Below are 22,792 nucleotides of genomic sequence, written 5' to 3'. Positions count from 1 at the left end.
GTAACAAGACGCCGTAATGACCCCAAGTACCGACACGTCGGGAGGAGGACCCGTGAAGCAGGGCGCGCAGGGCTCCGCGGTGACGGGGATTCCGCAGGTGTCGGGGGAGAGCGGGGCCGGCAGGGTGCCGTCGCAGGGGCGGGTCGGGGGTGTGGAGCGGGGCCGGGGTGTCTCGGTGCCGACGGCTCGGGGTGAGCACGTCCACAGCGAACCGCCGATGCCGGTGCCGCGTGCTGTTGTGCAGCGGGCCTCGGTGCGGGGGCAGATCCTCGACGCTCTGCGCACCGCGCTGGTCACTGGGGAGCTGACGCCGGGCGTCGTCTACTCTGCACCCGCGCTCGGGGAGCGCTTCGGCGTCTCCGCGACGCCGGTGCGTGAGGCGATGCAGCAGCTCGCGCAGGAAGGGGCCGTCGAGGTCGTTCCCAACCGGGGGTTCCGGGTGGTCGAGCGGGGCGCTCGGGAGCTGGCCGAACTCGCCGAGGTGCGGGCGTTGATCGAGGTGCCGGTGATGCTGCGGCTGGCGCGTACGGTGTCGGCCGAACGGTGGGCGGAACTGCGGCCGTTGGCCGAGGCGACCGTCCGGGCGGCGTCGACGGGGTGCCGGGCGACGTACGCGGAGGCCGACCGGACCTTCCATCGCGCTGTGCTGTCCCTCTGCGGCAACGAACAACTCGTCCAGATCGCCGACGACCTCCACCGCCGGGCCCAGTGGCCCCTGCGGGCCTCCACCCGCAGCCGCACCGACCTCCTCGCGGACGCGACGGAACACTCGGCGCTGCTGGACGCGTTGATCGCCGGGGATGTGGATGCGGTGCGGGTGCTGGTGGGGGAGCACTTCGCGGGGTGACGATGCCTGCGGCGGCCCGTTGCGGTTGGGCGGGGGTTCGCGTAGCGCGGTCCGGTGGGTGGTCGGGTCGGGGCCGTGCCGGGTGTGTCCGTCCTCCCGTGGTTCCACCGGTGCCTCGTGGGGCTTCGCGGCGCAGTGTCGGCGGGGGCGAGGAAAGGTGGGTGGGGTCAGGCGGCTGCTGGGGGTGTGGGGGCCAGTTGGCGGGCCAGCCAGGTGGGGACGCCGCCGAGGAGATGGAACAGGCGGCGGGCCTCGTTGCGCAGGCGGGTCGCCTCCGGCTCGGTCTCCGCGTCGGCCAGGGATGCCAGTGCGGGGGCCGTGCCCACCAGGTAGCCCAGTTCCTCTCGGATGCGGAGGGACTCGGCGAAGCCGTGGCGGGCCTCCGCCAACTCGCCGTCGCGCAGGGCGAGTCCGGCAAGGTGACGCCAGGTGAAGGAGAGGAGCAGGGGGTCGGCGTGGGCCGTCGCGCCCGCGTGGGCCCGGCGGTATGCGGCGCGGGCCGCCTGCGGGGAGCGCGCCAGGTTCTCCGCCAGGAGTCCGCGGCGGAAGTCCAGCAGTGCCCTCCCCGCAGCCCCCGGAGGGATCAGCGCCGCCGCCCGCCCCAGCGCGGCCCGCGCCTCGTCGGCCCGATCGCGCACCGAGTGCAGCGTCGCGGCGTAGGCAAGTTGCCCGCGTTCACAAGCGGCCGCGCCCCGCTCGTCGTCACTGTGCGCGAGCGCCTCGGCGGTACGGAGCGCGTCCTCGGCCTCCGCCCAGCCCTGCTCGGTGTAGAGACAGCGCTCCACCAGCAGCGACGCCCGCTGGAGCGCGGCCTGTGCGGTCACCGGCTGTAGCAGGGCCGCCGCGTCCGCCCAGCACGCGCGTGAGCGCAGCCGCCATACCGCGGTCTGGAGTGGATCGTCACCGGCGGTCGTTCCGTTACCAGACATGGCGGTATACGCCACCTCGCCCTCCCCGAGCACGCCATCGAGCTGTTGAGTGGTGGCGGCATCTCAGCACGGATCGCCGGGTTCGGCCAAGAGGGTGGGTGAAGGATTTCACAAAGTCGTGGGACAGTGGCGGCACTTGGTGCCGGGCGGTGGGGGTGCCCGGTGAGGTCAACTCATGCGCAATGCCAAGAAGAAATCCAGCTTGTCCTCCAGCCGGGAGAGGTCCCGGCCCGTCAACTGCTCGATTCTGCCCACTCGGTAGCGCAGTGTGTTGACGTGCAGGTGGAGACGGGTCGCGCAGCGCGTCCAGGAGCCGTCGCAGTCGAGGAACGCCTCAAGGGTGGGGATCAGCTCGGCACGGTGGCGGCGGTCGTAGTCGCGGAGCGGGTCGAGGAGGCGGGCCGTGAAGGCCCGGCGTACGTCGTCCGGGACGAAGGGCAGGAGCAGGACGTGCGAGGCCAGTTCCTGGTGGCCCGCCGCGCAGACCCGGCCGGGGCGTGCCGCCGCCACCCGGCGGGCGTGCCGGGCCTCCTCCAGGGCTCCGCGCAGGCCCTCCGCGGAGTGCACGGCCGCGCTCACGCCGAGCGTGACCCGGCCGTCGCCGTCCAGGCCCGCCGACAGGGCGTCGCGGACCGAGTCGAGGAGAGCGTCGGCGAGGATGCCGGTCTCCGAGCCGTCGTGCTCCGACGAGACCGCCGGGAGGGGGACCAGGGCGATGGCCTCGTCGCCGGTGTGGGCCACGGCGATGCGGTCGGACGGTTCGGGGCCGGTGGCGAGCGGGTCCACCAGGATCTCTTCCAGGAGGGACTGGGCGATCGGGCCCTCCTCCTCGATGTCGGCGCCCTCCCATTCGACCCGGGCCACGACCACCTGCCAGTGGGGGGCCGCGCCGAGGCCGGGCAGCAGGACCGGGGCCGCCACGCGCAGGCGGGCGGCGATCTCGGCGGGTGCCGCGCCCGTCTGGACCAGTTCGAGGACCTCCTGGGCGAGGCGGCGGCGGACCGTGCGGGCGGCGTCGCGCCGGTCGCGTTCCACCGCGATCAGCTGGGTGACGCCCTGGAGGAGATCCAGCCGCTCCTCGGGCCAGTCGCTCGCGTCCGCCTCCACGGCCAGCAGCCATTCCGACAGCACCGTCTCACGCACGTCTCGCGCGGCCTGCGCCGAGCGGCCCGTGCTGCGGATCGGGAAGAGCGAGTACTGCGTGCTGCCCAGCGGCAGCCGGTGGGGGCCGCGGCGGCCCGTGCGTGCGGCCGTCAGATGCTCCGCAGCCAGCCTCGCGCACACCTCGGGGGCCAGCGCCGGGCCGCCGGCCTTCGAGCCCGCGATGAGCCGGCCCGTCGGTGACAGCACCCAGGCCCGTAGGTCCAGGTCCGAGCCGAGGAGGTCGAGGACCACGTCCGGGCCGCCGCCCGCCGGGCCCGAGGTCATCATCCGGCGGTGCCGGTCGACCACGGCCGCCAGATCCCCGGCCCGCTCGCCGCTCACCTGCCGTACGACATGCTCGGTGATCGTCGCGAACGCCACCGACTCGTGCACCGCGAACAGGGGGAGGCGGTGGCGGGCGCAGGCCAGCACCAGGTCGTCGGGGATGTCGCCGAGCTCGGCCTCACCGGCCCCCAGCGCCGCCACCCCGGCCTGGGCCAGGAGGCGGACGAAAGGCTCGGAGTCCGCCGAGTCGCGGCGCCAGGCCAGCCCCGTGAGCACCAGCTCACCGCCGGAGAGGTAGCGGCTGGGGTCCCTGAGGTCGGTGGTCATCACACCGCGCACGGTGCGGTCCAGCTCGTCCTCGCCGCCGAGCAGCTTGAGGCCCAGCGCGTCGGTGTCCAGCAGTGCGCGCAGCCGCATTCTCGTCGCCGCCGTTCTTTGTCTCGAAATCTACGATGAATCTTGATGGGTCTGTGGTGAGGCCCGGACGGTGGGCCGGTGAGCGGCGCCCGCGGCGGTGCTCGTCGTCTTTCGGACGGTGTCCCAGGTCACAGGGCCGTGGCCGATGTTTCCGGAGAAAAGCGTGGAGGTTACTGGTGACCTCCGTTCATACGAATCTACAAGATGACCGCCCTGGCCAGCCAACTCCTTCATGGTTTCCGTGACTGACCCCGGTGGAGCAGCGCGCTGTGTACTGACGTCAATCCGCGTTAACAGCACATGAACGAGCCGGGCCCGCCGCACCTGATCTGGCTCAAACCGTACGACCCACGAGACGAAGAAGAAGAGAGCCGGTCATGGACTTCCTTCGCCCCGCCAGCTGGGAGGAGGCGCTCGCCGCTAAGGCAGAGCACCCCACCGCTGTGCCGATTGCGGGTGGCACCGATGTGATGGTCGAGATCAACTTCGACCACCGCCGGCCCGAGTACCTCCTCGACCTGAACCGCATCGGCGACCTCTACGAGTGGGAGGTCGGCGAGGACAGCGTGCGGCTCGGGGCCTCCGTCCCGTACACCCGCATCATGGAGCACCTGCGTGCCGAGCTGCCGGGTCTCGCCCTGGCCTCGCACACGGTCGCCTCCCCGCAGATTCGCAACCGCGGCGGCGTCGGCGGCAACCTCGGCACCGCCTCCCCGGCCGGTGACGCCCACCCCGCCCTCCTCGCGGCGGGCGCCGAGGTCGAGGTCGAGTCGGTGCGCGGCAGCCGCCGTATCCCGATCGACGAGTTCTACACCGGCGTCAAGCGCAACGCGCTGGCAGCGGATGAGCTCATCCGGGCCGTGCACATCAAGAAGGCCGACGGGCCGCAGCAGTACTCCAAGGTGGGGACCAGGAACGCCATGGTCATCGCCGTGTGTGCCTTCGGGCTTGCCCTGCATCCCCGGACGCGGACCGTGCGTACGGGGATCGGCTCGGCCGCCCCTACGCCGGTGCGGGCCAAGGCCGCCGAGGAGTTCCTGAACGCGGCGCTCGAAGAGGGCGGCTTCTGGGACAACGGCAAGATCATCACCCCGTCGGTCGCCAAGCAGTTCGCGGAGCTGTGCTCCGGCGCCTGCAACCCGATCGACGACGTCCGGGGCACCGCGAGCTACCGCCGCCACGCGGTCGGCGTGATGGCCCGCCGCACGCTGACCTGGACCTGGGAGTCGTACCGCGGCACCGCCGCCCGCACGGAGGGAGTCGCCTGATGCGAGTCAACTTCACTGTCAATGGACGCCCGCAGGAAGCCGACGACGTGTGGGAGGGCGAGTCCCTGCTGTACGTGCTGCGCGAGCGGCTCGGTCTGCCGGGCTCGAAGAACGCCTGTGAGCAGGGCGAGTGCGGGTCCTGCACGGTCCGGCTCGACGGGGAGCCGGTCTGCGCGTGTCTCGTCGCCGCCGGACAGGTCGAGGGCCGCGAGGTCGTGACCGTCGAGGGGCTCGCCGACTTCGCCAAGCAGCGCGCCGAGCGCGGTGGTTGCGCGACCGGTGCCTGCGGTACGGACGGGAAGGCGGGGACCTCGCTCCAGGACGCCCAGCACTGGGCGGCCAAGGGGCAGGACTCGCAGACCGGCGAGGGCACCGAACTGTCCCCGGTCCAGCAGGCCTTCATCGACGCCGGCGCCGTCCAGTGCGGTTTCTGCACGCCCGGACTGCTGGTCGCCGCCGACGAGATGCTGGAGCGCAACCCCAACCCGACCGACGCGGACATCCGCGAGGCGCTGTCGGGCAACCTGTGCCGCTGCACCGGTTACGAGAAGATCATGGACGCGGTCCGCCTCGCGGCCGCCCGGCAGGGAGAGGCGGTCTGAGCGGCATGCCAACGAATGGCGCTCCTACGAAGATCACCCAAGGGTCCCAGACCAAGGGCGGCATCGGTGAGTCGACGCTCCGTCCGGACGGCACCCTCAAGGTGACCGGCGAGTTCGCGTACTCGTCCGACATGTGGCACGAGGACATGCTCTGGGGGCAGATCCTCCGCTCGACCGTCGCGCACGCCGAGATCGTGTCCATCGACACGAGCGAGGCCCTCGCCATGGCGGGTGTCTACGCCGTCATGACGTACGACGACCTGCCGACCGACGTGAGGAACTACGGCCTGGAGATCCAGGACACCCCGGTCCTCGCCCACGGCAAGGTACGCCACCACGGTGAGCCGGTCGCCATCGTCGCCGCCGACCACCCGGAGACGGCGCGCCGCGCCGCCGCCAAGATCAAGGTCGACTACCGCGAGCTGCCCGTCATCACCGACGAGGCCTCCGCGACCGCCCCGGACGCGATCCTCGTCCACGAAGGCCGCGACGACCACCACAGCGGCCATGTCCCGCACCCGAACATCGTCCACCGCCAGCCGATCTTCCGCGGCGACGCCGCGGCGGCCGCCGAGCGGGCCGACTTCGTCGTCAAGGGCGAGTACACCTTCGGCATGCAGGACCAGGCCTTCCTCGGCCCCGAGTCGGGTCTCGCCGTGCCGGACGAGGACGGCGGCGTCCACCTCTACATCGCCACCCAGTGGCTGCACTCCGACCTGAAGCAGATCGCGCCGGTCCTCGGCCTGCCCGAGAGCAAGGTCCGCATGACGCTGTCCGGCGTCGGCGGTGCCTTCGGCGGCCGCGAGGACCTGTCGATGCAGATCCACGCCTGTCTGCTGGCGATGCGCACCGGCAAGCCCGTCAAGATCGTCTACAACCGCTTCGAGTCCTTCTTCGGGCACGTCCACCGCCACCCCGCCAAGCTGTACTACGAGCACGGCGCCACGAAGGACGGCAAGCTCACCCACGTGAAGTGCCGGATCGTGCTGGACGGCGGCGCGTACGCCTCCGCCTCCCCGGCCGTCGTCGGCAACGCCTCCTCGCTGTCGATCGGCCCGTACGTGGTCGACGACGTCGACATCGAGGCCATCGCCCTCTACACCAACAACCCGCCCTGCGGCGCCATGCGCGGCTTCGGCGCGGTCCAGGCGTGCTTCGCCTACGAGGCGCAGATGGACAAGCTCGCCGACGCGGTCGGCATGGACCGGGTGGAGTTCCGGCAGCTGAACGCCATGGAGCAGGGGACCGTCATGCCGACCGGGCAGCCGGTCGACTCCCCGGCGCCGGTCGCCGAACTCCTGCGCCGCGTCAAGGCGATGCCGCTGCCGCCCGAGCGCCAGTGGGAGTCCAGCGAGGGCGCGGACGTACGGCAGCTGCCGGGCGGTCTGTCCAACACCACGCACGGCGAAGGCGTCGTCCGCGGTGTCGGCTACGCGGTCGGCATCAAGAACGTCGGCTTCTCCGAGGGCTTCGACGACTACTCCACCGCCAAGGTGCGCATGGAGGTCATCGCCGGCCAGCCCGTGGCCACCGTGCACACCGCGATGGCCGAGGTCGGCCAGGGCGGTGTCACCGTCCACGCGCAGATCGCCCGCACCGAGCTGGGTGTCACCCAGGTCACGATCCACCCCGCGGACACCCAGGTGGGCTCGGCCGGTTCGACGTCCGCCTCCCGGCAGACGTACGTCACCGGCGGCGCCGTCAAGAACTCCTGCGAGCTGGTCCGCGAGAAGGTCCTGGAGATCGGGCGCCGCAAGTTCGGCTCCTACCACCCCGCCTGGGCCACCGCCGAACTGCTCCTGGAGGGCGGCAAGGTCGTCACCGACGGCGGCGAAGTACTCGCCGACCTGGTCGACGTACTCGAAGGCGAGAGCGTCGAGGTCGAGGCCGAGTGGCGGCACCGTCCGACCGAGGCCTTCGACCTGCGCACCGGCCAGGGCAACGGGCACGTCCAGTACTCCTTCGCCGCGCACCGCGCCGTCGTCGAGGTCGACACCGAGCTCGGCCTGGTCAAGGTGATCGAGCTGGCCTGCGCCCAGGACGTCGGCAAGGCGCTCAACCCGCTGTCCGTCCTCGGCCAGATCCAGGGCGGCACGCTCCAGGGCATGGGCGTCGCGGTGATGGAGGAGATCATCGTCGACCCCAAGACCGCGAAGGTCAGGAACCCGTCCTTCACGGACTACCTGCTCCCCACGATCCTCGACACGCCGATCATCCCCGTCGACGTGCTCGAACTCGCCGACGACCACGCCCCGTACGGGCTGCGGGGCATCGGCGAGGCCCCCACCCTGTCGTCGACCCCGGCCGTCCTCGCGGCGATCCGGAACGCGACCGGGCTGGAGCTCAACCGCACGCCGGTACGTCCGGAGCACCTCACCGGAACGGCGTAGGCAAGCTCTCCGGGCGGCGCCGGGAACGTCACACTTCGCCGCGCCGCCCGGAGGAACCGAGTGCCGCACCGCTCGCGGCACTTGACTCCCCAGCAAGTACCAGCACCACGGATCCCGTTCACCGGATCCTGTTCGTTCGTCTCGGGCCGTCCCCCGGGTCGTGCGGCCGAAGCACCTTCCCAAATCCCGCTGCCGTCAGGGCGGCCGCGCGGGTGCCCCTTTGAACCTTGGGAGTAGGCCCCACATGACCCAGCAGTCACTGGAGCCCACGACCTCGGCCGAAGACGCGGGTGAAGGAACCCGCGTCCCGGCCGGCAGGTCGTGGCTCGACCGGTACTTCCACATATCCCACCGAGGATCCACCGTCGCGCGTGAGGTGCGCGGCGGCGTCACCACCTTCATGGCGATGGCGTACATCCTCCTGCTCAACCCGTTGATCCTGTCCGGCAAGGACGTCGCCGGGGACATGCTCGCCCAGAAGGCCCTCATCACCGCGACGGCGTTCGCGGCGGCCTTCACCACGCTCCTGATGGGCTTCTTCGGCAAGGTGCCGCTGGCCCTCGCCGCCGGCCTCTCCGTCTCCGGAGTCCTCGCCTCGCAGGTCGCCCCGCAGATGACCTGGCCGCAGGCCATGGGCATGTGTGTGATGTACGGCGTCATCATCATGCTGCTGGTCGTCACCGGCCTGCGCGAGATGATCATGAACGCGATCCCGCTCGCGCTCAAGCACGCGATCACCATGGGCATCGGCTTGTTCGTGGCGCTGATCGGCTTCGCCAAGGCCGGTTTCGTGCACCAGGGCGAGTCGACCCTGGTCACCCTCGGCCCGGCCGGTGAACTGGCCGGCTGGCCGGTGCTGCTCTTCGCCGTCACGCTGCTCGCGATCTTCATGCTCCAGGCGCGCGGTATCCCCGGCGCCATCCTGATCGGCATCGTCGGCGGCACCGTCCTCGCCGTCGTCCTCAACGCCTTCGACGTCATCGACCCCAAGCAGTGGGCGGGCGGTGTCGCTCCCGAACTGCACGGCAGCGCGGTGTCCATGCCGGACTTCTCGATCTTCGGCGACGTCGAGTTCGGCGGCTGGGGCGAGGTCGGCGCGATGACGGTCGGCATGATCGTGTTCACGCTCGTGCTGGCCGGGTTCTTCGACGCGATGGCGACCATCATCGGCGTCGGCACCGAGGCCAACCTGGCCGACGACAAGGGCCGGATGCCGGGCCTGTCCAAGGCCCTGTTCATCGACGGCGCGGGCGGTGCGATCGGCGGAGTCTCCGGCGCTTCCGGCCAGACCGTGTTCGTGGAGTCGGCGACCGGCGTCGGCGAGGGCGCCCGCACGGGCCTCTCCTCGGTCGTCACCGGCCTGTTCTTCGCGGCCTGTCTGTTCTTCACCCCGCTCACGGCGATCGTGCCGGGCGAGGTCGCGGCCGCGGCCCTGGTGGTGATCGGCGCCATGATGATGATGAACGCGCGGCACGTGGACTGGGCCGACCGGGCCACCGCGATCCCGGTGTTCCTCACCGTCGTGCTCATGCCGTTCACGTACTCGATCACGGCCGGCGTCGCGGCCGGCGTCATCTCGTACGTCGCCATCAAGATCGCCCAGGGCAAGGCGCGGGAGATCGGGGCGTTCATGTGGGCGCTGACAGGCATCTTCATCGTCTACTTCGCCCTCAATCCCATTGAGAGCTGGATGGGCGTGCACTGACCCGTCCCGGACCGGATCCCGGGAAACGCCCTCCACACGACCGCTGTCAAGGAGACCGAGAGATGTTGGACATCGCCGAGGAGTTGCACCGGTGGGTCGAGCAGGGACGTGACTTCGCCGTGGCCACCGTGGTGGCGGTAGGCGGCAGCGCACCCCGGCAACCCGGTGCCGCGCTCGCGGTGGACGCCGACGGCACGGCCATCGGCTCGGTCTCCGGCGGCTGCGTGGAGGGCGCGGTGTACGAGCTGTGCCAACAGGCGCTGCAGGACGGCGAGACGGTCCTGGAGCGCTTCGGCTACAGCGACGACGACGCCTTCGCGGTCGGACTGACCTGCGGCGGCATCATCGACATCCTCGTCACGCCGGTACGCGCCGCCGACCCGTACCGCCCGGTTCTCGCGGCCGCGCTGCGGGCGGCCGCGAGCGGGGAGGCGGCGGCCGTGGCCCGGATCGTGTCCGGGCCGGCCGAGCTGATGGGCCGCGCTCTGTTCGTCGGCCCCGACGGCGGTTACGACGGCGGCTTCGGCGCCCACCCCGAACTGGACCGCACGGTCGCGGCGGAGGCCGGCGCCTTCCTGGACGCGGGCCGCACGGGCACGCTGGAGATCGGCGAACAGGGCTCGCGCTGCGGCGCCCCGCTCACGGTGCTGGTCGAGTCCTCGGTCCCGGCACCCCGGATGATCGTCTTCGGCGCCATCGACTTCGCGTCGGCGCTGGTGCGCGTCGGCAAGTTCCTGAACTACCGCGTGACCGTGTGCGACGCCCGCCCCGTCTTCGCGACGAAGGCCCGCTTCCCGGAGGCCGACGAGATCGTCGTCGAGTGGCCGCACAAGTACCTGGAGCGGACCTCTGTCGACGCCCGGACGGTCCTGTGCGTCCTCACCCACGACGCCAAGTTCGACGTACCCCTGCTCCAGCTCGCGCTGCGGCTGCCGGTCGCGTACGTCGGCGCGATGGGTTCCCGCCGCACCCACCTGGACCGCAACGACCGGCTCAGGGAAGTCGGCGTGAGCGAACTGGAGCTGGCCCGGCTGAGGTCCCCCATCGGACTGGACCTCGGCGCCCGCACCCCGGAGGAGACGGCCCTGTCGATCGCCGCGGAGATCGTCGCGAGTCGGCGGGGCGGAAGCGGGGTGTCCCTGACGGGGGCTCACACACCGATCCACCACGACGCGGCCGGGCGGCCCGCGGGACGGATCGGCTCCGTGGCGTAACGGCGCGAGCCGCCATGCGACCTCAACCGGCGTGTACACGTTTTCCTGAGAATGAGGGGGATTCTTGGACAGCGAAGAGCTGTTCCTGAGGCAGGACGCCGCATTTCTCGAAACGCCCGAAGGGGTGCTGCTCAGAGGAGGAGGCGAGGATTTCTTCCTGAAAGGGAAATCCGCCTACCGCTGGCTCACGGCATTAGCGCCCGCGCTCTCCGTCGGATGCACGGCCGAGCGCCTGTGCGCGGGGCTCGACGCGGATCGGGCGGCGGCGGTCCGGCGGCTGCTCGCCCAGCTGGTGCGCAGCGGCTTCGTCCGGGTACGCCGCGTCGAGCCTGAGGGGGTGCTCGACGGGGCCACCCGGTCCCGGTTCGCCGAGCAGATCTCCTTCCTGGCACATCACACGGACACGCCGCAGGCCGCCTTCCGGAAGGTCAGGGAGGCCCGGGTACTGGCGGTCGGCGAAGGCCCCGCCGCCGCGTCGGCGGTACGTCTGCTGCTGCGCAACGGCGTGCGGCGGGTGGCCCTGTGCGGCTCCGTCGACGACGCCCCCGAGGGCCTGGAACCGTTCCCCGGGCACGACGACGCGGCCGTTCTCGGGCGAGCCGCGAGCTGGCGCCCCGACGCCCTCCTCGTCCTCCCGGAAGGCCCGTCGGCGGGCCTCGTCGCCGCTCTCGCGGACCATGCCGCGCAGCGAGAGCTGCTGTTCCTCGCCGGGCACGCGAGAGCCGACCGCCTGCTGCTCGGTCCCTTGGTGCGGCATGGCGGGACGAGCGACTCGTGCTGGCACTGTCTCCAGCTCAGGACCGCGCTGACGGAAACGACGGAAACGTCGGCCGCGCGGGGAGAACCGCCCATCGAACTCTTCCCGGCCGTTTCCGCCGCCGCCGGAAGTGAATTGGCCGCAGAGCTCTTCAAGAGTCTGTCCGGCTGTATCGAGTCGGAACTCGTGAACGGTGTCGTCCTACGCGACCCGCTCTCCCTGGAGAGCACACGGGAACCCTTGGTCGCCCACCCGTCATGTCCTCACTGCAGCCACGAAGAACCACTCGGCGAATGCGCCGATCGCATTCTGGAATGGTCCTCCGGCGGACATGACCTGCCTCGCGACGGCGAGAAGCGCGCCGCCGCTCAGACGGCGGCGCTCGCCCCCACCCTCGGCCCGCTCGCGGACTACGACGACCAGGACCTGCCCCAACTCCTGGTGAAGACCGGCAGGGTGCGCGCCCCGGCCACGACGGACCCCGGCACCGCCCGGCACGCCTACGGGTACAGCTTCGAGACGTTGGAGGCCGCGCGGATCGACGCCGTGGAACGCATGGTCCGCCGCACGGCCGTCGACGACCGCACTCCGTCCTTCCTGCCGAAGACCCTCGGCACCTGGGAACAGCTGACGGACGAGGGCTCGGACGCGCTGTCCGCCGCACGCTTCGGCGCCCGTCGGCGGTCGACGGCTCCGGGGGAGGGCCCCACGGAGAAGTCCACCTGGGTGCCCGCCTTCTCACTGAGCCGTCGCACCCTGACCTGGATACCCCAGCGCATCGCCTTCGCCCCCGCCGGGACGGACAGCGCCGGTGCGGCGTTCGGCCATGGTGCGGCCGTCGGCTACGGGTCGGGGGCGACCTTCGAGGAGACCGCCCTCGCCGGAGTCCTCTCCGTGCTGCTGCACGAGCGCGTCGAGGCGGGCCTCCGCGGTGCGGTGACGGTTCAGCCTCTGCAGCTCACCGCCACCGAACGTGACAGCAAGGAGCTGTCGATCCTCCCCGCCCTGCGCCGATCGGCGGGCGAACTGCACTTCGGCGAGCTGCCCGCCCCCGACCCCACCGAGCCGGCCCGCGTCGTAGTCGCCCGCGCCGAGCTGCCCACCGGCAGTGGGCGCCGCGCGGTACAGGTGGTGGCCATCGGCCTGACCAGGGCCGAGGCGCTGCGCGGCGCCGTGCTGGAACTGGCAGGCATGCTGCAACTCCCGTACGACACACCGCGCCTCGACAGCGCTCGCTCGCTCGTGTGCCCCGACACCTGGCCGCCGGTCGCCGCGTCGACGGAGCCCGCGCTTGCGGAGTCCGAGGTCGTCGACCTGGCGGGCGTCCTGACCGCGCTGGCGCGGCGCGGTCGTGAGGCGGTCCTGGTGAGCACCCTGCCGCCGGCCGTAGCGGTGGGCCTGCCGGCGCTGACCGGCCGGGTCCTGCTCACCCGCTGAACCTCCCGCGGACTCCCTGCGAACGCCCCGCGGACCCCCTGCTGAACCTCCTGTGACTTCCCGGTGCCCGACACCGGGCGGCTTCCGGGGCGATCCCGGAAGAAGGCCAACAGAAAGGTACGTCCTCATGCAGAACGATCTCGCCGACCTGAGCAGCCTGACCGTGGAGTCCTTCGAGCTTGAGGCGGTCCCCGCCGAGCTCGTCACGGAGTCCCTGCACACCGACTGCGTGTTCTGCGGCTGCCACTGCAACCAGGTCCCCGAGAAGAAGTAGCCCATGTCCGCCGTGGTGGCCGGCCGGGCGGCCGGCCACCACGGCACCAACCCGGTCCACCTGCACAGGAGTGCGCTGAAGACGATGGAGATAGTGACGCTGCCACCGGTGGCGACGCCCGCCCCCGACGTGCTGGCCGTACGCGACAGACTCGCGCGGGACGCGGCCGCCCACGGCTTGGCCTCTGACGAACTGCTGGTGGAGATCGGCACGTTGGGACTGCCCGGCGACACCGGTCCGCCCGAGCCGTGCCCACAGGCCGACGCGCCCGGCGGCCGTCCGGTCGTCCCGGTCCTGCTGTACCGGGACACAGCACTGATCGGCCCCGTTCGGCTTCCCGCCGGCACGCGGCGGCCGTGCGTGACGTGTCTGCGCCGCCGCTGGCTGCGCCTGCGCAGGGAACACGAGCGCGAGGCCCTCGAAGGGGACGGCGCCTGTTACGTCGTGGAAGGCGTCACCCCCCTCCTCGCCGAGTTCGGTACGCCCCACATCGCGGCCGTCCTGGCGCGGCTGCACGCCGAGGGCACGGCCCCAGCACCTCCAGGCGTGAACGGCGTGACCCGTGCCGACGACGTAGCCGACGTCGTCGAGGTGGACCTCTTCAGCGGCAGGACGACCCGTCATCCCCTGCTCGCCGAGCCCGACTGCCCGCAGTGCGGCCCGGGCCGGCCGGACGAGCCACCGTCGGCCACCGGATTTCCCCTGGCCCGCCCCGGTCTGGCGCCGGGCAGCTCCCGGCTGCGGAGCTGGCGGGACTACGCGCTGCCGAAGAAGGCCCTGGTCAACCCGGTGTGCGGGATCCTCGGCGCCCTGTCGGCGGCCTCGTCGCGCGGGGCGGCCGCCAACGCCAACCTCAACGGCACCATGCGCCTCGGCGGGATGCGGACCGAAGGCGTCCCCCTGTACGAGGTGAGCTGGTCCGGGCACTGCGTCTCGTACGCCGAGAGCGAGGCCATGGCCTTCCTGGAAGGCATGGAACGGTATGCGGGGCAGCACGCCCGTGGACGCCGGGCGGCGGCCACGGCCTCGCTGAACGAACTGCGCGAGCAGTCCCTTCCGGCCCTGGACCCGGGAGAAGGCCTCCTGCACGGGCCGGACTTCTACGCCGCGCGGCACCCCGGCACGGTGCCCTTCTCGCCGGACCTGGAGGTCGACTGGCTGTGGGGCCACTCCCTGCGCGACCGGCAGGCCGTGCTCGTACCCGAGCAGCTGGCCTTCTACGGGCCACGTCCACCCGGCGTGCGCTTCACCACGAGCTCCTCCAGCGGCTGTGCCACCGGCAGCTGTCTCGAAGAAGCCGCCCTGTTCGGCCTGTTGGAGCTGATCGAGCGCGACGCGTTCCTGCTGACCTGGTACGGGGCGCAGCCGCCCACCCGACTCGACCCCGCGACCCGCGGGCGCCCCGGCACGGCCGCCCTGATCGACCGCATGCGCGGAGCGGGCTACGACATCCATCTGTTCGACATGCGCATCGACCTGCCCGTGCCCGCCGTCCTCTGCGTCGCCAAGCGCCGCGTGCCCGGACCGGGCGACGTGGTCTTCTCGGCGGGCGCGGCGCTGGAGCCCGCGGACGCCGTGGCCTCCGCCGTGGGCGAGGTGTCGTCGCTGGTGGACAACTTCCCCGAACGCGTCGCCAAGGCCGAGAGCGACCTCCTCGCCATGGCCGGGGACTACGACCGCGTACGCACCCTCCACGACCACCTCATGCTCTACGGGCTGCCGGAAATGGCCGACAGAACGGCCTTCCTCTTCGACTCCCCGCGGGCCGAACCACGGCCACTGGACGAGGTGTTCGCGGACTGGAACCGGATCCGGCCCACGGACGGCGACCTGCGGACGCAGCTCACCTTCTGCGCGCGGCTCGTCACCGGCACGGCCGGCGGTGATCTCGCCGTGGTCGACCAGACCTCCCCGGAGCAGTACGGCATGGGGCTGCGCACCGCCGCGGTCGTCTCCCAGGGGCTCATCCCCATCGACTTCGGCTGGGACCAACAGCGAGCCCTGCACAGCCCGAGGCTGCGTACCGCCGCCCACCGCGCCGGACTTCGCCCGGCGCCCCTGAACGACGACGAGATCCACCGCCACCCGCATCCCTTCCCCTGACCGGTCCCGTGACGTCGAAGCCGGCCGACCGGGACACGACGAGCCGGCAGAGGAGAACGATGGACGGACCCCACCAACCCCGCACGGCTCGGACCGTGCTGGACTACGTACACGCGGTGCGCACACGCTGGACGGACCCCGTCGCACCTCCGGGGTTCGTGCCCGACTGGGCGGACCGCCCCGCGCCGCACACCTACTACCCGCGGACCGAACGGCTGCCCCTGCCGCTGCACACCGCCGGCGCCACCACCCGCCGCGGCGGATACGACGTGCCGCTCCTCGGCTCGTTCCTCCAACTGTCCGCCGGGGTGCTGTCCCGCCGCTGGGAGATCGACCGGAGCCCCGACCGCGCACGGACGGAATCCGTCACCGGGGCCCGCTGGGGCAGAGGCACCCCGTCGGGCGGCGGGGCCTACCCCCTGGAGCTGTACCTGGCCGCGGGGCCCTCGGCGCCCGTGCCGGCCGGAATCCACCACTACGCCTCCGGTCTGCACGCCCTGGAGCGGGTGGCGGCCGCAGACCCGGTCCCGCGGATCCGCGCCGCCCTGCGGACCCCGTGCGGCGACCCGGACGGCGGCTTCCTGCTCTGCGTGCTGCGGTTCTGGAAGTCGGCGTACAAGTACAACAACTTCGCCTACCACCTGATGCTGCACGACCTAGGGGCATTCCTCGGCACATGGGACCTGCTCTGCCGGGAGCACGGCACCGAGGCACGCCCCCGACTCCACTTCGACGACGCCTCGCTCTCCCGTCTCGTCGGCCTGGAACCGGCGGACGCAGGGGTGCTGGCCGTCCTGCCGCTGCCCTGGGCCGAGCACGGGGCCGACGCACCGCAACACGGTTCCGTCGCCCCCTCGCACGACCCCGGTCCCGCCCGCCCGGTCCGCGTGGCCCCCTACGGCCGCTCCCGCAGAACACGGGAGTTCCCCATGGTCACCGCCGTGCACCGGGCGACGTCGACCACCGAGGACGGCGACCGGAGCAGCCTCACGGAGCCGCCGGAGGCCGCCGCCGCGAAGGAACTGCCCCTGCCCGCCCTCACCGACAACCCCCGCACGGCCCCCGTCGCCGACGCCCTCGCCCGCCGCGTCTCGGCCAACGGCCGCTTCAACGGCGTACGTCCGGTGGAACTGTCCGCCCTGGGAGAGCTCCTCGCGGCAGCCACGCAGGGCCCGCCCTACGTGCTCCACGACGGCACCGGGATCCGGCTCGCGGCCCACCGGGTGACCGGTCTCGCGCCGGGCGTGTACGACTACCTCCCCGGGCGCCGAGCGCTCGCGCCGGTCCCGGTGGACCCCCCGACCCTCGACGAACGCGTCTACGCCCTGTCCAACTACTCCGTGGGACAAGCCGCAGTCACCCTCGTCCCGCACTGGCATCCGGAGCGCACCGTCACCCGCGCCGGTCCGCGCGCCTACCGGTACGCCGCCTTCGCCGCCGGTGCGAGCGCCCAGCGGATACAGGTGGCCGCCACCCGCGCCGGCCTCGCCTCCGGGATCGTCCTCGGCTTCCAGGGCCCCGTACTCGAAGCGGCACTCGGGCTCGACGCGGACGGCCGCCACGCCCTGCTGTGCGTCTTCCTCGGCCACCGCCAGGAGGGCGAGGCACGCCTCGACGACCGCCTGTACTGACGTCGGCGCCGACGTCCCCGACCACACCGCCGCCCAGGAGCTCCGTTGCCGTCTCTCCCGCCCTCCTCGCACACCGCCCGTCCCGCCCGCGGCTACCTCAGGGATCCGCATCTGCACGGCGACCTGCTGACGTTCGTCGCCGAGAACGACGTATGGATCGCTCCCGTCTCCGGAGGCCGGGCCTGGCGGGCCGGCGCGGACCCCGAACGGGCCCGGCATCCGCGGCTCAGCCCGGACGGCCGTCGGATCGCGTGGACCTCGTGGCGCGAGGGTGTGCCCGAGGCCGTCGTCGCCCCGGTCGAGGGCGGCGCCCCGGTCCAGGTCACGCACTGGGCGAACGCCCGTACCCGCGTGCTCGGTTGGCTCTCGCCGCAGGAACTCCTCGTGGTGAGCGCCGTCGGGCAGCGCGCGACGCGCAGAACCTGGGCCCGGGCGGTGTGGATCGACGGCGGGCTGGACCGGCGGCTGCCCTACGGCCCGGTGGCAGGCGTGGCGCACGGTCCGGGCGGCGCCGTGCTCATACAGACCCCCTCGATGTTCGCCGAGGCCGCCCACTGGAAGCGGTACCGGGGCGGGACCACGGGACGGCTGTGGATGGACCGGCGCGGGGACGGTGCGTTCACCCGGGTCCACGAGGACGTCGACGGCAACATCGAGTGCCCGCTGTGGGTCGGCGACCGCATCGCCTTCCTGTCCGACCACGAGGAGAACGGCCGGCTCTGGTCGAGCCTGCCCGACGGCAGCGATCTGCGGTGCCACACGGCCCACCCCTTCGCGACGCGCGGGGCGGCCACGGACGGTGCCCGCGTCGTCTACCACAGCGGCGGCGAGCTGTGGCTCCTTGCCGGCCTCGGCGCCGGCGTCGTCCCCGAGCCGGTCGACATCAGCCTCGGCAGCCCGGCCGCCGCGCGGGCCGCGTACGTCGTCACCGGCGGCGAAGGAGTCGAGGACTTCGACACCGACCGTGCGGGCCGGGAAGCGGTCGTGACCGTTCGGGGCTCCGTCCACCGCGTCGGCGGTCCGGCCGAACCCACGAGGGAACTGCCGAGAGAGGCGGGCACCCGGGCCCGGCTGCCGCGGGTCCTCGGGGACACCGGCAAGGTGGCATACGTCGTGGTCGTCGGCGGCCGCGAGCTGATCGAGGTCAGCGAGGAGGCGACGGCCCCCGGGGACAAGGCGGCCTCGCACCGGTTCGGGACCGGGCTCCTGGGCCGCGTGCGTGAACTGGTCGCGGCACCGGACGGCGGGTCCCTGGCGGTGGCCACGCACGACGGCCGGGTCCTGGTGGCGTGCGTGGCCACCGGGGCGCTGACGGAGGTGGACCGCACCGACGGCGCCGAGGCGACCGACGTCGTCTTCTCCCCGGACTCCCGGTGGCTCGCCTGGTCGCACCCGGGCGCGAACGGCTTGCGGCAGATCAGGCTCGCGGACCTGGCGGACCCCGCGACCGGAAAAGTGGTCGAGGCGACACCACTGCGCTTCAGCGACCGCTCACCGGCCTTCACCCAGGACGGCCTTTACCTGGCCTTCCTGTCGGAACGAGGATTCGAACCGGTCCCTCAGGCACACCTCCTCGGCCCGGCGTTCGCCGCCGGCACGCGCCTGTGCCTGCTCCCGCTGGCCAAGGACACGCCGTCGCCGTTCAGCCCGCACGATCCACGTCGGGCCGTGGGCAACGGTGAGGTCATCGTGGACCGGGACGGGCTCGCGGAGCGCGCGGAGCTGTTCCCGGTGCCCGCCGGCGACTTCATCACCCTCCGTGCGGCCGAGGGCGGCGTGCTGTGGATCCGCAAGGACCCCAGCAGCGACTGGCTCGCGGAACGCGGCACCCTCATGCGGTGGGACTTCAACACCGCCCGGGCGAGTGAACTTCGTCCGGAAGTCGACGAGTTCGCGGTCAGCGGCGACGGCCGACGGGTATTGGCCCGCACGGGCCGCACTCTGACCGCCGTCCCCGCGGACCGCCCGGCCTCGGCGGACGAGGCGACGGAGATCGCCCTGGAGACGGCACGGACCCGGATCACCCCCCGGACGGAGTGGGCCCAGGCCTTCGAGGAGGACGGCCAGTTGATCCGCGACGTCTATGTCCGGGCGGACATGGGAGGCGTCGACTGGGACGCGGTGCTCGACCGGTACCGCCCCTTGGCGGACCGGCTCGGCTGCTACGACGACTTCGTGGACCTGCTCTGGGAGGTCCACGGCGAACTGGGCTGCTCCCACGCCTACGTCAGGGAACGCCCGACGGCATCGGGCCCACGGCGCCACCAGGGCCTGCTGGGGGCCGACTTCACGCGGGACCCGGACGGCACCTGGCGCGTGGCCCGGATACCGCGGGGCGACGCCTCCGTCGACGGGGCGCTGTCCCCCCTGTCCGCGCCGGGAGTCGAAGTCCGGGCGGGAGACGCGATCCTGGAGATCCACGGCGTTCCGCTGCGCCCCACGCGTGGCCCGGCCGCCCTCCTCACCGGCAGAGCGGGGATGCCCACCCGCCTGACCGTGCGCGGCGCCCGAGACACAGCACCCCGGACCGTGACGGTCGTTCCGCTGAAGGACGAGACGGCGCTGCGCTACAGCGCGTGGGTGGCGGAACGACGCGAGCTGGTCGCCACCGCCTCGGGTGGGCTCCTCGGCTACCTGCACGTTCCGAACATGCTGGGGCCCGGCTGGGCACAGCTCCACCGGGACCTGCGGACCGAGTTCGACCGTCCGGGCCTCGTGGTGGACCTGCGGGAGAACACCGGCGGCTACCTCTCCGAACTCGTCGTCGAGGCATTGTCCCGCCGCGTCCTCGGCTGGCGCGTGACGCGCGGCGGATCCGCCCTGAGCTACCCGTCCCTCGCCCCGCGCGGCCCTGTCGTCGTGGTCACGGACGAGTTCACCGGTTCGGACGGCGATGTCGCCACCGCCGCGGTCAAGGCCCTCGGCATCGGCCCGGTCGTCGGCAACCGCACCTGGGGCGGCGTGAACGTGATGGACTGGAACTTCTCCCTCGCCGACGGCACCGGCCTCATCCTCCCGCGCGAGGCCTACTGGTTGACGCACCAAGGCTGGCAGGTCGAGAACCAAGGGATCTCACCGGACATCGAGGTGTCCTGCACCCCCGAGGACTGGGCCCAGAACAGAGACCCCCACCTGGAGGCAGCGGTACGCGCGGCCCTGACCCACCTCACCGCACAACCACCGGCGACACCACCGCGCCCGGCCTGGTGAAGGAACCTCCCACGGCCAACCAGCCCACACCAACGCCGGGCGAGCGCCCACCAACCGGCACAAGGCGCCCCGTAGGCGACCGAGCCAGAAATTCGGCACCCCAGCTGCACCTCATAGCGCCAAACCCCGCGAACCACATCCCCGGTGCCTCCGCATCCCCGGGCCGGCCCCCGCCCCTCAAACCCCCCGAAGCAACCGATTGACACCCCGCCCGAACACATACCGCCCCACCCGCTCGACCACCCCGTCCAAGCCCCCCGGCAAGAACCGCACCCCGATCTCCTCCCGCCACACCACCCGCGCACGCCCACCCGGCCCGGGCCGTACCTCGATCTCGGCCCAGCCAGTGACCACCCGGCCCCGCTTCTCCAACCGGCAGAGCCCGGGCGTGTCGTCGCCCGGTGGTCGCCACACCGTGACCTCCATCGGGTCGGCGAACGAGAGCGGGCCGATTCCGGAGCGGGCGATGACGAGGGTGCCCTCGTGGGTGGGTGCGGCGGGGGTGACCTCGATGCGGGTCAGGGGTACGGCCCGGGCGTGGCGGGGCCACTCCGTGAGGCGGCGCCAGGCCTCGTCGAGGGGGAGCGGAGCCGTGCGTTCGAGCTGGAAGTTCGCCACGAAGGGATCTTAAGGAGTCGGGACCGGTCCTACCGGTACACCTTCCCGGCTTCGGCCTGCCCCGGCGCGAGCAACTGCGGCACCGTCACGAACACGAAGCCGCGGGCCTTCAGCGCGTCGATGATCCCGGGCACCGCCGGCACGGTGCCGTCGTGGAGGTCGTGCAGCAGGATGATGCCGTCGCGGTCGGCCTGGGCGACGACGCGCTGGTGGATGAGGGCGGAGTCCTTGGTCGCGTAGGCCTTGGCGGTCACGCTCCACAGGGCCTCGGCCATGCCGAGTTCGCGGCAGATCTCGTGCACCGTGTCGTTGGTGCGGCCCTGCGGCGGGCGCATCAGTGTGGGGCGGCGTCCGATGAGGCGCTCTATCTCCTTGTTGGGGCGGCCCGTTAGCGCCCCCAGCAGGGAAGCGGCCGCCACCGAGACGGCGACGGCACGCAACCCGGCCCCCGTTCTTTTCAGCTTCTTTATAGGCGTTGACCTGCGGGTTCGTTGCCCCGGGCCCTCGGTCCGCTCACTGGGCGTAGAACGTGGCGTCCGCCCGATCCGTCGCCGTGCTCGGCGTCTGCACCTGGAGCAGGTAGTCGTAGTGCCGGACATAGCGGCCGGGGAAGTTGTACGACTCGTACGAGACGCCCGCCGAGTCGGCCAGCCCGGCCCGCTTGTGGAAGCTGGCGTCGGACGCGAACTGCGCGCTGCCGTCGTTCTTCTCCAGCCACACCTCGAAGTTCTTGTGCCGCAGGTAGTAGCCGGGGAAGTTGGTGGACTCCAGGGAGACCGTGCCGCTGCCGGTCAGGCCCGTGACCACCCGGAACTGCGAGTCCGCGAGCGGGGAGACATTGGCCTCGATGCGGGCGCGGTACTCCCAGTGCCGGATGAAGCGGTCCGCGAAGTTGTAGGACGAGAAGCGCTGCGGCGTGACCCCGTCGGCCACCGGGATGCCGAAGTCGGGCGTACCGTCCGCCTTCCAGTACAGCTTCTGCACGCGGGTGCGGCGGTTGGGGTCGTTGAGCGGGTCGCCGGTGATGTTCTTGTAGCTGCGGTCGTGGTAGACGAGGATGTCGCTCTTTCCGTCCTCGGAGACGGTGAACGAGTTGTGGCCCGGACCGTACTGGCTCGTGCTCGCGTTGCTGGTGAACACCGGCGTGGAACTCTTGCTCCAGTTCGCCGTGTTGAGCAGGTCGGCGCTCGCGGAGGCGGAGAGCAGGCCCAGGCAGTAGTTGCTGTCGGTGGCGCTGGCGGAGTACGACATGAACACCTTGCCGCCGTGCTGGATCACCGCCGGACCCTCGTTGACCTTGAAGCCGACCGTCTCCCAGGAGTACGTGGGCCGCGACAGCATCACCGGAGTGCCGGTGATGGTCCAGGGGTTGGCCATCTTCGCGAGGTAGATGTCCGTGTTGTTGTTCACGGACGGGTCGCGCTGCGCCCAGGCCAGATAGCGCACGCCGTTCACGACGAAGGTCGTGGCGTCCAGCGAGAAGCTCTCCCACTGGGTCTTGATCTGCCCCTTCTCCGTCCAGGTCGCGGTCAGCGGGTTCGCTCCGGTGCCCTCCAGGACGTACATCCGGATCGCCCAGATGTCGTTGGTGGCGCCGGCGGCGAAGTAGACGTACCACTTGCCGTCGATGAAGTGGATCTCCGGCGCCCAGATGTGCGCGCCCATCACACCGCTGGCGTGCTTGGTCCAGATGGTGGTCTCGGGAGCCGTCGACAGGCCCTGGATGGTGGTCGCCCGGCGCAGCACGATGCGGTCGTACTCCGGGACGGTCGCGGTGAAGTAGTAGTAGCCGTCGGTGTGTTTGAAGATGTGCGGGTCGGCCCGCTTCTCCGCGATCGGGTTGGTGTAGGTCACGGCGGGGGAGTCGGGTACGGCGGCCTGGGCGGGGGAGGCCGGCGCGACGAGGCAGGCCGCGAAGGCGGTCAGCATCGCCAGGAGCAGGCGAACAGCGTTGCGTCTCAA

At 71.9% G+C, this 22,792-nt stretch carries 15 protein-coding genes and 1 pseudogene; 11 read left to right on the top strand and 5 right to left on the bottom strand.

Going from position 1 to position 22,792, the window contains the following annotated elements:
* Positions 1 to 52: 52 nt before the first annotated feature.
* Positions 53 to 847: a GntR family transcriptional regulator gene (locus ACZ4UU_RS33190; protein ID WP_471907075.1), complete on the top strand. Its 795-nt coding sequence runs from the start codon at positions 53 to 55 to the stop codon at positions 845 to 847.
* Between the two features lie 167 nt (positions 848 to 1,014).
* Here ACZ4UU_RS33190 and ACZ4UU_RS33185 read toward each other — a convergent pair whose 3' ends face one another.
* Both ACZ4UU_RS33185 and ACZ4UU_RS33180 read right to left on the bottom strand, forming a co-directional pair.
* Positions 1,015 to 1,791 carry a hypothetical protein gene (locus ACZ4UU_RS33185; protein ID WP_471907074.1) on the bottom strand — a complete coding sequence of 259 codons (777 nt, stop codon included), beginning with the start codon at positions 1,789 to 1,791 and terminating at the stop codon, positions 1,015 to 1,017.
* 153 nt (positions 1,792 to 1,944) lie between these two features.
* Positions 1,945 to 3,621, bottom strand: coding sequence for a PucR family transcriptional regulator (locus tag ACZ4UU_RS33180; RefSeq protein ID WP_471907073.1), 1,677 nt, complete (start codon positions 3,619 to 3,621; stop codon positions 1,945 to 1,947).
* 377 nt (positions 3,622 to 3,998) lie between these two features.
* Here ACZ4UU_RS33180 and ACZ4UU_RS33175 point away from each other — a divergent pair, with 377 nt between their 5' ends.
* The 10 genes from ACZ4UU_RS33175 (at position 3,999) to ACZ4UU_RS33130 (ending at position 20,212) form a co-directional block, all read left to right on the top strand.
* A complete protein-coding gene (locus ACZ4UU_RS33175; RefSeq protein ID WP_471907072.1) occupies positions 3,999 to 4,889 on the top strand; it encodes an FAD binding domain-containing protein in 891 nt (296 codons plus the stop codon).
* The gene (locus tag ACZ4UU_RS33170) at positions 4,889 to 5,491 is read left to right on the top strand and encodes a (2Fe-2S)-binding protein (protein WP_062719967.1); all 603 of its coding nucleotides are present in this window, start codon (positions 4,889 to 4,891) and stop codon (positions 5,489 to 5,491) included. The genes ACZ4UU_RS33175 and ACZ4UU_RS33170 overlap by 1 nt, the downstream gene beginning before the upstream one ends.
* Before the next feature lie 5 nt (positions 5,492 to 5,496).
* Complete coding sequence (locus ACZ4UU_RS33165; RefSeq protein WP_471907071.1) at positions 5,497 to 7,881, top strand: xanthine dehydrogenase family protein molybdopterin-binding subunit; 2,385 nt, start codon at positions 5,497 to 5,499, stop codon at positions 7,879 to 7,881.
* Positions 7,882 to 8,125: 244 nt separating this feature from the next.
* The gene (locus ACZ4UU_RS33160; protein ID WP_471907070.1) at positions 8,126 to 9,586 is read left to right on the top strand and encodes an NCS2 family permease; all 1,461 of its coding nucleotides are present in this window, start codon (positions 8,126 to 8,128) and stop codon (positions 9,584 to 9,586) included.
* Positions 9,587 to 9,648: 62 nt separating this feature from the next.
* A complete protein-coding gene (locus ACZ4UU_RS33155; protein WP_471907069.1) occupies positions 9,649 to 10,800 on the top strand; it encodes an XdhC family protein in 1,152 nt (383 codons plus the stop codon).
* A 64-nt stretch (positions 10,801 to 10,864) separates the two neighbouring features.
* Positions 10,865 to 12,994, top strand: coding sequence for a TOMM precursor leader peptide-binding protein (locus ACZ4UU_RS33150; RefSeq protein WP_471907068.1), 2,130 nt, complete (start codon positions 10,865 to 10,867; stop codon positions 12,992 to 12,994).
* 127 nt (positions 12,995 to 13,121) lie between these two features.
* A complete protein-coding gene (locus ACZ4UU_RS33145; protein WP_234766714.1) occupies positions 13,122 to 13,268 on the top strand; it encodes a hypothetical protein in 147 nt (48 codons plus the stop codon).
* A gap of 3 nt (positions 13,269 to 13,271) precedes the next feature.
* Complete coding sequence (locus ACZ4UU_RS33140; RefSeq protein WP_471907067.1) at positions 13,272 to 15,371, top strand: TOMM precursor leader peptide-binding protein; 2,100 nt, start codon at positions 13,272 to 13,274, stop codon at positions 15,369 to 15,371.
* A gap of 59 nt (positions 15,372 to 15,430) precedes the next feature.
* On the top strand, positions 15,431 to 17,002 hold the full coding sequence (locus ACZ4UU_RS33135; protein WP_471907066.1) for a SagB family peptide dehydrogenase: 1,572 nt from the start codon (positions 15,431 to 15,433) through the stop codon (positions 17,000 to 17,002).
* A 45-nt stretch (positions 17,003 to 17,047) separates the two neighbouring features.
* On the top strand, positions 17,048 to 20,212 hold the full coding sequence (locus ACZ4UU_RS33130; protein WP_471907065.1) for a S41 family peptidase: 3,165 nt from the start codon (positions 17,048 to 17,050) through the stop codon (positions 20,210 to 20,212).
* A 177-nt stretch (positions 20,213 to 20,389) separates the two neighbouring features.
* On the opposite strand, the gene ACZ4UU_RS33125 is transcribed toward ACZ4UU_RS33130, so the two are convergent.
* The 3 genes and pseudogenes from ACZ4UU_RS33125 to ACZ4UU_RS33115 form a co-directional block, all read right to left on the bottom strand.
* Entirely contained in the window at positions 20,390 to 20,830 is a 441-nt protein-coding gene (locus ACZ4UU_RS33125; RefSeq protein ID WP_471907064.1) for an SRPBCC family protein, read from the bottom strand.
* A 29-nt stretch (positions 20,831 to 20,859) separates the two neighbouring features.
* A pseudogene (locus ACZ4UU_RS33120) lies at positions 20,860 to 21,213 on the bottom strand (polysaccharide deacetylase family protein); the annotation flags it as partial.
* Positions 21,214 to 21,343: 130 nt separating this feature from the next.
* On the bottom strand, positions 21,344 to 22,759 hold the full coding sequence (locus ACZ4UU_RS33115) for a family 43 glycosylhydrolase (protein ID WP_471907098.1): 1,416 nt from the start codon (positions 22,757 to 22,759) through the stop codon (positions 21,344 to 21,346).
* Between the last annotated feature and the right edge of the window lie 33 nt (positions 22,760 to 22,792).

The organism is Streptomyces sp. NPDC028907 (assembly GCF_055564995.1).
Note: the sequence above shows the minus strand (reverse complement) of the source record. Positions and strands in the feature narration are given on the sequence as shown.